Origin of the sequence: Oceanibaculum pacificum (assembly GCF_001618175.1) — a bacterium.
Taxonomy (GTDB): domain Bacteria; phylum Pseudomonadota; class Alphaproteobacteria; order Oceanibaculales; family Oceanibaculaceae; genus Oceanibaculum; species Oceanibaculum pacificum.
In genome coordinates this window covers 1-10600 of record NZ_LPXN01000012.1, presented here as the reverse complement: position 1 = coordinate 10600, position 10600 = coordinate 1, and the positions used below count along the sequence as shown (strand labels likewise).

At 66.7% G+C, this 10600-nt stretch carries 9 protein-coding genes; 4 read left to right on the top strand and 5 right to left on the bottom strand.

All coding sequences use genetic code 11. From position 1 onward, the window contains the following. Positions 1-38: 38 nt before the first annotated feature. Complete coding sequence (locus AUP43_RS01680) at positions 39-1106, bottom strand: SDR family oxidoreductase (RefSeq protein WP_067551753.1); 1068 nt, start codon at positions 1104-1106, stop codon at positions 39-41. Positions 1107-1269: 163 nt separating this feature from the next. Here AUP43_RS01680 and AUP43_RS01675 point away from each other — a divergent pair, with 163 nt between their 5' ends. Then, positions 1270-2997: a sensor domain-containing diguanylate cyclase gene (locus tag AUP43_RS01675; protein WP_067551750.1), complete on the top strand. Its 1728-nt coding sequence runs from the start codon at positions 1270-1272 to the stop codon at positions 2995-2997. A gap of 71 nt (positions 2998-3068) precedes the next feature. After that, entirely contained in the window at positions 3069-4352 is a 1284-nt protein-coding gene (locus AUP43_RS01670) for a winged helix-turn-helix domain-containing protein (RefSeq protein WP_067551747.1), read from the top strand. Here the strand turns inward: AUP43_RS01670 and AUP43_RS01665 are convergent. The 4 genes from AUP43_RS01665 to AUP43_RS01650 form a co-directional block, all read right to left on the bottom strand. Then, the gene (locus tag AUP43_RS01665) at positions 4312-4977 is read right to left on the bottom strand and encodes an amino acid ABC transporter permease (protein WP_067551743.1); all 666 of its coding nucleotides are present in this window, start codon (positions 4975-4977) and stop codon (positions 4312-4314) included. The two genes, AUP43_RS01670 and AUP43_RS01665, sit on opposite strands and share 41 nt — an antisense overlap. Before the next feature lie 3 nt (positions 4978-4980). Further along, positions 4981-5664 (bottom strand): amino acid ABC transporter permease, encoded by a 684-nt coding sequence (locus AUP43_RS01660; protein ID WP_067551740.1) that lies wholly within the window; start codon positions 5662-5664, stop codon positions 4981-4983. Positions 5665-5668: 4 nt separating this feature from the next. Continuing rightward, the gene (locus AUP43_RS01655; RefSeq protein WP_456093688.1) at positions 5669-6412 is read right to left on the bottom strand and encodes an amino acid ABC transporter ATP-binding protein; all 744 of its coding nucleotides are present in this window, start codon (positions 6410-6412) and stop codon (positions 5669-5671) included. A 152-nt stretch (positions 6413-6564) separates the two neighbouring features. Next, positions 6565-7392, bottom strand: a complete 828-nt coding sequence (locus tag AUP43_RS01650) for a transporter substrate-binding domain-containing protein (protein WP_067551734.1) — start codon at positions 7390-7392, stop codon at positions 6565-6567. A gap of 257 nt (positions 7393-7649) precedes the next feature. Here AUP43_RS01650 and AUP43_RS01645 point away from each other — a divergent pair, with 257 nt between their 5' ends. Next, positions 7650-8588 (top strand): TAXI family TRAP transporter solute-binding subunit, encoded by a 939-nt coding sequence (locus AUP43_RS01645; protein WP_067551731.1) that lies wholly within the window; start codon positions 7650-7652, stop codon positions 8586-8588. 133 nt (positions 8589-8721) lie between these two features. Then, a complete protein-coding gene (locus AUP43_RS01640; protein ID WP_067551728.1) occupies positions 8722-10188 on the top strand; it encodes a catalase in 1467 nt (488 codons plus the stop codon). The last annotated feature ends 412 nt before the right edge of the window (positions 10189-10600 follow it).

Genomic DNA, 10600 nt, shown 5'->3' with positions numbered 1-10600 from the left:
GGCGTCTCGAAGGGTCCGGCGGCAGGCGACCCGCCGCGTCACGGGATGATCTTCTCGTCCCGGAAGCGCTGGAACAGGCGCAGGAACATCTCCTCGCTGTCGATCACGGCGTGAAAGCCGTGCTGCCGCGCCTTGGTGACATTCGACATCACGTCCCAATCCGCGCCGAACACATAATCGCCGAAGGGCCAGGCGGCGATTTCCGCGAAGCTATAGGGCTGCAAGCCGTGCTTCGCGACCAGCGCGTCCCACAGATCTTGCTTGTCGGCCATCATCTGGGTCAGCGAGATCGTCTGCGGCGGCGCGTAGGGCAGGCCGAAGAAATCGGCGAAGGCCGGCCAGAGATGGCGCCAGCGGAAATAATCCCCGTTGGTGATGTTATAGGCCTGGTTGGCGCAGCGCGGCTCCAGCGCGGCCCATAGGCAGGCATCGGCGAAATGCGCGGAATCGGTGACCTGGTAGATCGCCTCATAGGCCCCCGGCTTGCCGGGAAAGCGCAACGGTAGGCCGAGTTCGCGGCAGAAGGCGGCATAGACGCCGATCACCGGCACGATGCTCATCGGCGTGCCGGGCGCGAAGCCGCACAGGGTCTGCGGGCGCAGCTCCACCCAGTCCCAGCCCTTGCCCTTCTGCCGGTCGGTCAGCCAGTCGACCTGGTTGAAATAATAGTTGGGCGGCATGTGGCGCGGGTCGCTTTCGCGCGCCGGCGTCTTGTAGGGGCCCATATGCACGCCATAGGTCTTGGTGCCGGTCACCAGCACCACGCGCTCCAGCGCCGGCGACATGGCCTCCACCGCGCTCACCGCATTCACCAGCATGCCCAGATTGGGCGCGATATTGGCGGCATAGCCGGAGGCATGGCCGGGAACGGCCTGGAAGGCGGCGTAGAAGATGTGCGTGGCGTCGCGGCATTCCGCCAGCCTGCTCGCCAGATCCCGTCCGTCCAGCAGGTCGACCGAGAGATACCGCACCGCGCCCGCGCTCGGCCCCTGCCGGCGCGACAGGCCGATAATCTCCCAATCGCCGGCCTCGGCCAGGCGCTCCACGATATAGCGGCCGATGACGCCCAGCGCGCCGACGACAATGGCTTTTTTACGGGACGGCATTATTCGCGCTCTCCTTAATTAGGCTGTCGGCACCCGCCAGCTTCCGATACCCTTCATACGCAAGCCCGAGGCGCGTGGGGAGAATATTTCCGGTTTGGCCGGCTTTGATCGTTTCTTAAGAGATTTGGCGTTATATCAATGAAATAACCACGCGACGGCGATAATGAAATCCAACCTGTTCATCGATCGCATGACCCTGCGCCTGCAACTCGGCATCGCCATCGGCGTGCTGACGGCGGCGCTCGTTCTGGCATGCGCGATGATCGCCGGCTCGCTGGCCACGCGGACCATGGAAGGCATGGTCAGCCGCGACCTCGAAGCGCGGGCCGGCGCGATGCAGGAGATGCTCGACCGCGGCATGTTCGAACGGTTTCACGACATCATCAACGCGGCCAGCCTGCAAACCGCACTCAGCGGCGAGTTGGGGGTTGCCCCGCTGCGCACCGTCATCGAGCGGCTGCACAAGACCTATCCGCTCTATGCCTGGATTGGCGTGATGCGGCCGGATGGGCTGGTGCTGGCCGCGACCGACGATTTGCTGGTGAATGCGAATGCCGGCCACCGGGAGTGGTTTCAGGCCGCCTTGCGGGGGCCGCATGTCGGCGATGTGCACGACGCCTTCATGCTGGCGAAGTACCTGCCCAGCACAGGGCCGGAGCCGCTGCGCTTCGTGGATGTCGCGGCGCCGATTCACGGCGACGACCATAAGGTCATCGGCGTGCTGGGCGCGCATCTCTCCTGGGAATGGGCCGGCGAGCAGGTGGGCGCCATTCTGTCCGCCGAGGATCGCCGGCTTGGCCGCACGCTCACCGTCCTGAACCGCGACGGCAAGGTGATCCTGGGCGGGCCGTTCGGCCAGGATATGTCGCATCTGCCGGCGGTGCGGGCGGCGATGCAGGGCAAGAACGGTTATTTCCGGGAAATGCTGGACGGGGTGGACACCAGCCTGGCCGTGCGCCCCACCACCGGCTATCGCGACTACAAAGGCCTGGGCTGGATCGTGGTCGCCAGCCAGCCGGCCGAAACGGCGCTTCGGCAGGTGGAGGATTTGCAGCATCTGATCTCCGGCGTCGGCCTGGCGATGGCGCTGGTGGCCGCCCTGCTGGGATGGCTGGTGGCCCAGCGCCTGGCCCTGCCATTGCAGAAATTGCAGGAGACGGCGAAGCTGCTCGGCGTCGATCCGAAGGAAAGCAATTTGCCGCGCCTGTTCGGCAGCCGCGAGCTGGTCGATCTGTCGCACGCGCTGCGCGCCCTGGTGCGCCGGCTGCGTCAGGCCGAGGGGGCGGTGCACCAGCTCGAAACCTCGGTCGAGAAGCGCGTCGAGCTGATGACCGCCGAATTGCAGGAGACCAACCGCTCGCTCACCGAACTGGCCGAGCGCGATCCGCTGAGCGGGCTGCTGAACCGGCGCGGGCTGGAGGCGCGCGGCGCGCGGCTGTTCGCCTCCGCGAAGCTGGACGGCATGGCGCTTTCCGTGCTGCTGCTGGATATCGACCGCTTCAAGCAGGTCAACGACACCTATGGCCATGCCAGCGGCGACACCGTGTTGCAGACCGTCTCCTGGATCTGTCTGGCCGAGGCGCGCAGCCAGGATCTTGTGTGCCGGCTGGGCGGCGAGGAGATTGTTGTGGTCACGCGCGGCGATATGACGGGGGCGATGAAGCTGGCCGAGCGCCTGCGCCTGCGCGTCGCCGATACGCCGGTGGCCACCTATGGCGAGACCATCCAGATCACGGTCAGCATCGGCTGCGCCGGCCTGGCCGAGCAGGACCGCAATGTGATGAGCGTGATCAACCGCGCCGACCAGGCGCTGTATCTGGCGAAGCGGCGCGGCCGCAACATGGTCGTGCCCTATGAGGATGAGGCGGGAACGCTGTCCTCGGTGGGCTGACGCATCCTTTGCTTGCCAATTCCATCATCCTCGATAAGACTGCGGTCGGCAGGAACGGACGGGGAACAAACATGGCTTTCGACGCCAAGGCGATCGACCGGCTGACGCCGGGCGAGGCGCGACGCATCGCGCTGGCCGCCCAGGGCTTCGCCGAGCGACGGCCGGCCGCCGTGGCGCTGAAGCATGCCCGCCGCGTGTTCGACCGGGTCGGGCTGATCCAGATCGATTCGGTGAATGTGCTGGTGCGCTCGCATTACCTGCCGATCTTCTCGCGGCTGGGCCATTACGAGCATGATCTGCTCGACCGCCACGCCTATCGCGGGCTGCGACGCGGGCTGTTCGAATATTGGGGGCACGAGGCCTCCTACATGCCGCTGGACCTGCAACCGCTGATGCGCTGGCGCATGGCGCGGGCGGAACGCGGGCAGGGCGTCTATAAGGGCATTGCCGCCTTCGGCCGGGAGAAGCGCGACTATATCCGCGCGGTGGTGGATGAAATCCGCGCCCGTGGCCCGCTCGGCGCGTCGGAGCTCAGCATGGCCGGCGAGACGCGCGGCGCCTGGTGGGGCTGGAGCGACGGCAAGATCGCCCTGGAATGGCTGTTCTGGGCCGGACGGGTCACCACCGCCACGCGGCGCAATTTCGAGCGTGTGTACGATCTGACCGAGCGCGTGCTGCCGCGCGCCATCGTCGAGACGCCGACGCCGGCCGAGGCCGACGCCCAGCGCGCGCTGATGCGCATCGCCGCGCGCGCCATGGGGGTGGCGACGGAGAGCGACCTGCGCGACTATTTCCGCCTCGGCCTGCTCGACGCCCGCAACCGCCTGGCGGAGCTGGTGGAGGCGGGGGAGCTGCTGCCGGTGGCGGTGAAGGGCTGGCGCCAGCCGGCCTATCTGCATCGCGCGGCCCGGCTGCCCGGCCGGGTGCGGACGCAGGCGCTGCTGTCGCCGTTCGATTCGCTGGTGTGGGAGCGCGATCGGGCGGAGCGGCTGTTCGGCTTCCGCTACCGGCTGGAAATCTATACCCCGGCGGAAAAGCGGCAATACGGCTATTACGTGCTGCCCTTCCTGCTGGGCGACCGGCTGGTCGCCCGGGTCGATCTGAAGGCCGACCGGGCGTCCGGCGTCCTGCGGGTCCATGCCGCCCATGCCGAGGCGGGGCAGAAACCGGCGCTGATCGCCGAAGCGCTGGCCGAGGAGCTGCGGCGCATGGCGCTGTGGCTGGGGCTGGACGGCGTCGCGATGGGCGATGGCGGCGATCTCGCCGGGCCGCTGCAAGCCGTGCTTAGCGCGCCACCCCTCAGCGCGCCCCCCCTCAGCGCGCCACCCGGTGCTCCAGCCGGCTCAGCAGCCTGACGCAGGGCCACAGCAGCAGCAGGTAGAGGCCGGCCGCCATCACCAGGCTGGACGGGTTGTAGGTGACGGAGCGCGCCATGTCGGCCGAGTACAGCAGCTCCGGCAGCGCCACCACGCTGGCGATGGAGGTCAGCTTCACCACCTCCACCGTGTTCGACACCAGGTCCGGCAGCACATTGCGCACCGCCTGCGGGACGATCACATGGGCCAGCGTCTGCAGGCCGGTCAGGCCGGTGGAGCGCGCCGCCTCCCACTGGCCGCGGCCGATGCTGTCGATGCCGGCGCGGTAGATTTCGCCGTAATAGGCCCCGGTGTTCAGGAAGAAGGCGATGCACACCGCCGCGAAGGGCGAGGGGCGGATGCCGGCGAAGGGCAGGCCGGCATAGATAAAGATCAGCAGCACCAAGGGCGGCACGGCGCGGAAGAAATCGACCAGCGCGAAGGCGGTCCAGCGGATCGCCCGGTGCTGGCTGCGGCACACCAGCGCGATCAGCAGCCCGCCGACGAGCCCCAGCGGGATCACCGCCGCGCACAGCAGCAGCGTCATCCCCAGCCCGCGCAGTAGCAGCGGCCAGGCCTGGCTCATGATCTCCAGATTGAAGAACTGGCTGACGAACATCTCCATGGCTCAGGCCCTGCCCCAGGCGAAGCGGGTCTCCAGCCAGCGGCCCAATATCACCACCGGCACGAACAGCGCGATATAGGCCAGCGAGCCCAGCAGCAGCGGCGTGGCGTTGCCGGAGAAGCTTTGCGCCGTCTGCGCCTGCATCAATATTTCCGGCACGCCGATCACAGCGCCCAGCGCCGTGTTCTTGGTGATGGCGATGGTGCGGTTGGTCAGCGGCGGCACGGTCATGCGCACCGCCTGCGGCAGGATCACATGGCCCAGCGTCTGCGCGAAAGTGAGGCCGGTGGAGCGCGCCGCCTCCCACTGGCCCTTGCGGATCGACAGGATGCCGGACCAGAAAATCTCCTCCGCGAAGGCGGCCAGCACAAGCGACAGCACCACCCACAGCACGGCGAAGCTGGGCAGGCTTATGCCGACATTCGGCAGCCCGAAATAGACCAGCAGGATGACCACCAGCGGCGGCAGCGCGCGGAAGATATCGACGAAGAACACGATCAGCAGATTGACGCCCGGCAGCCGGAAGCTGCGCAGCGCCGCCAGCGCCAGGCCAAGCGCGATGCCGGTGAAAACCACCGCCAGCGCCACCTGCACGGTCACCACCATGCCCCATAATATGTCCGGCAGATATTTCGCCGTGACCGCGGGATTGAAGAAGGCGTCGAGAAAGACATCCAGCCCGTTCATGGGCTTAGGCCTGGAAGTTGGCGAGGAAGGTGCGGGTGCGCTCGTGCCGCGGCGCGCCGAATATATGCGCGGGGTCACCCTGCTCGACGATCAGCCCGTCATCCATGAACACCACGCGGTCGGCGGCGTCGCGGGCGAAGCGCATCTCGTGGCTGACCACCACCATGGTCATGCCGGCCTCGCGCAGCTCGCGCATCACCGTCAGCACGCTGCCGACCAGCTCGGGGTCGAGGGCCGAGGTCGGCTCGTCGAACAGCATGATCTTCGGCTCCAGCGCCATGGCGCGGGCGATGGCGACGCGCTGCTGCTGGCCGCCCGACAACTCGTTGGGATAGGCGTCCGCCTTTTCCGCCAGCCCGACGCGGGCCAGGCTGGCCTCGGCGATCTCGCGCGCCTCGGCCTTGCTTTTGCCCAGCACTTTGCGCAGCGCAAGCATGATGTTGCCGGCGGCGTTCATGTGCGGATAGAGGTTGAAGGACTGGAACACCATGCCGATGCGCTGACGCATCTTGTTGATGTCGGTCTTCGAATCCAGCAGCTCGACGCCATCGACCCGGATCGAACCCTCGCTGGGCTGCTCCAGCAGATTGCAGCAGCGCAGGAAGGTGCTCTTGCCCGATCCCGACGGGCCGATCACGAACACCAGCTCCTGCGCCTGCACGGCAAGGTCGATGCCCTTCAGCACCTCGATGTCGCCGAAACTCTTCCTCAGCCCGGCAACGTCGAGCATGGCGGCGGGGTCAGGCAAGGGGCGGCTCCTCACTCAAGGGAAATGTCATTGCCGGGCTTGACCCGGCAATCCAGCCAGCACCGGCTTAAACGATTCTGCGTGGCTTCAGGCAAGGCATCGCCCCTGGATGCCCAGGTCACGCCCGGGCATGACAGAGAAGGGCTGCTCGATCAATCGCAGGCCGGCTTGTGGTCGGTGGGATCGTAGCCGGGCATGCCGGGCACGCCATAGCCGGGATAGACGGTGACGGCGGCGGAGCCGGGGGCCGGCTTGGTGCCGAACCATTTCTCGTGCATCGCCGCCATGGTGCCGTCCAGCTTCATGCACTCCATGGCGTTCTCGACCAGCTTGCGCATCTCGGCATTGTCCTTGCGGATCGGCGCGGCCCAGACCAGGCCGGTAGAATGCAGGTAGGACAGGGCGATCTGCGGGTTCTTTTTCACCGCCCAGGCCGATACCGTGTTGCCGGCGACATTGGCGTAGGCGCGGCCGGAGATCACCGCCTGGATGGCGTCGGTGTTGGTGCCGTAGGTCTCCACCGTCCAGCCGATCTTGTCGGCCAGGCCGCGCGCCCAGCTATCGTAGGCGGAGCCGCGATTGACCGCGATCACCTTGCCCTTCAGCTCGGCCAGATCCTTGATGTCCGGCGTGCCCTTCTTCACCACGAACTGAAAGTCGGTATTCAAATAACCCTCGGTGAACAGCAGGCTTTCCGCGCGCTCCTGGGTGACCGTGGTGGGGGCGGCGATGAAATCGTAGGTGCCGGCCTGGAGGCCCGGCAGCAGGCCGGAGAATTGGGTGGATTCGATGGTCACGCCGCGCTTGATGCGCTTGCCGATCTCGTTGGCGAGGTCGATGTTGAAACCTTCCACGCCGCCGCTGAGGTTCGGCATGGCGTGCGGCGCGAAGGTGCCGTCAACGCCGGTCTTCAGCGCCTGGGCGTGCGCCCCGGCGGTCAGGAGCAGGAGGGCGCAGGCGGCCCCGGCCAGAATCTTCATGTCGCAATCTCCCCCGTTCAATGTTGTGCCCGTTCGGGTGATGTGCCCGTCGTCGGCCTGCGAAAACAGCAATCGCCATGCCAGATGGACAAGGCCGACGAAGCTGCGCGTCTTCGCGCATGCTGATATTCTAATGCGCCTACGGTACGGGCAAACGCCGCTGTTGTCGTGCCGATTTCTTGCGCAGATGGGGCGAAAGTTGACAGCGCGCCTTACCGCTCCATCTCAAGCTCACAGGAAAATCAAAGGGGGCGACAGTGAGGAAATTACGGGCCGGCCTGGTTGGCGGCATGTTGATGATGGCGTCGCCCGCGATGGCGGAAATCTCCCTCGGCACCTCCACCCAGGGCGGCGGGTTCAGCCTGTATGGCGACGCGCTGGCCGAGGCGATCAATGCGGCCGACCCCGCGCTGGCGGTACGCTCGCGGCCGACCAGGGGCACGGCGGAAAACATACCGCTGCTGGAAGCCGGCGAGCTGGATATCGCCCTCGTCCAGGGCACCAGCGCCTATGAGGCGTTGGCCGGCATCGGCCGGGCGAAGACCGACCTGCGCATCCTGGTGGCGATGTATTCCAGCCCCGGCATGTTCGCGGTGCGCGGCGACGCGCCGGTGCGCGACATCGCCGAATTACAGGGCAAGAGCGTCGTGTTCGGCACCGAAGGCTCCGGCCTGGTGGTGATGGCGGATTACGTGCTGGACGGGCTGGGGCTCGACATGCGCCGCGACTTCACGCCGATCTTCGTCACCCGCGCCGCCGATTCGCCGCCCAAGGTGATCGGCGGGGAGGCTGTGGCGCTGTGGGGCGCGGGCGTCGGCTGGCCCGGCTTCGTGCGGGTGGCGGAAGGCCCGCAGGGCGCCCGCTTCGTCGGCCTGACCGAGGCGCAGATCGACCGGGTGCGGGCCAAGCACAGCTTCCTGAAGCCGATGATTCTGCCCGCCGGCTCCTATGCCGGGCAGGGCGAGCCGGTGCGCACCGTGGGGTCCTGGAATTTCGTGATGACCCGCGCCGATCTGCCGGAGGATGTCGCTTACCGGCTGATCCGCGCCATCGACAAGGCCGGCCCGGCGCTGACCGCCAAGCTGGATCAGGCTGCCGAAACCACGCCGGCCAACACCGCCGAGGCCGCGCCCGAGCCGGCGATGCTGCATCCCGGCGTGGCGCGCTATCTGCGAGAAACCGGAGCGCTGCGATAGGGTAATCGGCTCAGCCGATGGTTTCGATCAAAACTATCAATTTCCTTAATGAGTGAGGAGCGAATAGCTTTTACTTATCGCCACTAGGCCCCAGGCACAGTGCTGAATAACCCGAGGGCAGGAGGATTAAGCCATGACCGATACTCCCAAAATCATGACCACGACGGGCGGCAACCCGATCCCCGACAACCAGAACTCGATCAGCGCCGGCCCGCGCGGCCCGCTGCTGATGCAGGATTACCAGCTGCTGGAAAAGCTGGCGCACCAGAACCGCGAACGCATTCCCGAGCGCGTGGTGCATGCCAAGGGCTCCGGCGCTTTCGGCACCTTCACCGTGACCCATGACATCACCAAATACACCCGCGCCAAGCTGTTCTCGCAGATCGGCAAGAAGACCGACCTGCTGATGCGCTTCTCCACTGTGGCCGGCGAGCGCGGGGCGGCCGATGCCGAGCGCGACGTGCGCGGCTTCTCCATCAAGCTCTATACGGAGGAGGGCAACTGGGACATCGTCGGCAACAACACGCCGGTGTTCTTCGTGCGCGACCCGCTGAAATTCCCGGATTTCATCCATACCCAGAAGCGCCATCCGAAGACCAACATGCGCTCGCCGACGGCGATGTGGGATTTCTGGTCGCTCTCCCCGGAAAGCCTGCACCAGGTGACGATCCTGATGTCGGATCGCGGCCTGCCGCAGGGTTACCGCTTCATCCACGGCTTCGGCAGCCACACCTTCAGCTTCATCAACGCCGCCAATGAGCGTTTCTGGGTGAAGTTCCACTTCAAGTCGATGCAGGGCATCAAGAACTGGACCAACGCCGAGGGCGAGGAGGTCATCGGCAAGGACCGGGAGAGCGCGCAGCGCGACCTGTTCGAGGCGATCGAGAAGGGCGATTATCCGAAATGGCGCTTCTGCATTCAGGTGATGCCGGAAACCGACGCGGAGAAGACCGCCTACAACCCGTTCGATCTGACCAAGGTGTGGCCGCACAAAGATTACCCGCTGATCGAGGTCGGCGTGCTGGAGCTGAACCGCAACGCGGAGAATTACTTCGCGGAGATCGAGCAATCCTCCTTCTCGCCGTCCAACATCATCCCCGGCGTCGGCTTCTCGCCGGACAAGATGCTGCAGGCGCGCATCTTCTCCTACGCCGACGCGCATCGCTACCGGGTCGGCACGCATTACGAGGCGCTGCCGGTGAACCGCCCGCGCTGCCCGGTGAATCATTACCATATGGACGGCCAGATGCGCTTCGACGCGCCGAAGGGCACGGACGCCTATTACGAGCCGAACTCGTTCGGCGGGCCGGTCGAGGATGCCTCCGTGGCCGAGCCGCCGCTGAAGATTTCCGGCGACGCCGACCGGTATAACCACCGCGAGGGCAATGACGATTACACCCAGCCGGGCAATCTGTTCCGCCTGATGTCGGACAGCCAGAAGCAGCAGCTGTTCGACAATATCGCCGGTGCCATGGACGGCGTGCCGCAGGCGATCATCGACCGTCAGCTGGCGCATTTCGACAAGGCCGACCCAGCCTATGGCGCCGGCGTGCGCAAGGCGCTGGCGGCCCAGAAAGCCGGCAAGATCGCCGCCGAGTAAGGACGACGGGCCCGGCGCGCCGGCCGGGTTTTGTCGCCAACGGCAGGGCGCGCTGGACAGGGCCGGGAGCCTTCGGGTTCCCGGCCCTTTCCGCGCCAGGACTGTCCCGCCGCTGGGCGCACCCGGCTAGCCAGCCGGCCCGCTTTCTCCCTCCTGCTGAGGAGCGGCGCAGCCGCGTCTTGAAGCATCGGGCGGCTTACGCCGAGGGGGCGGGGTCGGGGATGCCGCCGTGTCCTTCGAGACGCCTGCTGATCGCAGGCTCCTCAGGACGAGGGGTGTTTTGGGATGTTCGGCCGGTGTCGGCGGCTTGCTGCGGCCTGGTTGCGGCCTCGCCGCCGCCTGCCGCCACCTCGGCGCGCGCTCACCCGGCATCTCCGGCCGCGCCGCTTGGCTCCCTCATGCTGAGGAGCGG

Excerpts from the sequence above, each read along its gene's own strand:
- AUP43_RS01680 (WP_067551753.1), bottom strand. The coding sequence starts at position 1,106 with ATGCCGTCCCGTAAAAAAGCCATTGTCGTCGGCGCGCTGGGCGTCATC.
- AUP43_RS01650 (WP_067551734.1), bottom strand. The coding sequence starts at position 7,392 with ATGAAGATTCTGGCCGGGGCCGCCTGCGCCCTCCTGCTCCTGACCGCC.
- AUP43_RS01675 (WP_067551750.1), top strand. The coding sequence starts at position 1,270 with ATGAAATCCAACCTGTTCATCGATCGCATGACCCTGCGCCTGCAACTC.
- AUP43_RS01660 (WP_067551740.1), bottom strand. The coding sequence starts at position 5,664 with ATGAACGGGCTGGATGTCTTTCTCGACGCCTTCTTCAATCCCGCGGTC.
- AUP43_RS01670 (WP_067551747.1), top strand. The coding sequence starts at position 3,069 with ATGGCTTTCGACGCCAAGGCGATCGACCGGCTGACGCCGGGCGAGGCG.
- AUP43_RS01640 (WP_067551728.1), top strand. The coding sequence starts at position 8,722 with ATGACCGATACTCCCAAAATCATGACCACGACGGGCGGCAACCCGATC.
- AUP43_RS01665 (WP_067551743.1), bottom strand. The coding sequence starts at position 4,977 with ATGGAGATGTTCGTCAGCCAGTTCTTCAATCTGGAGATCATGAGCCAG.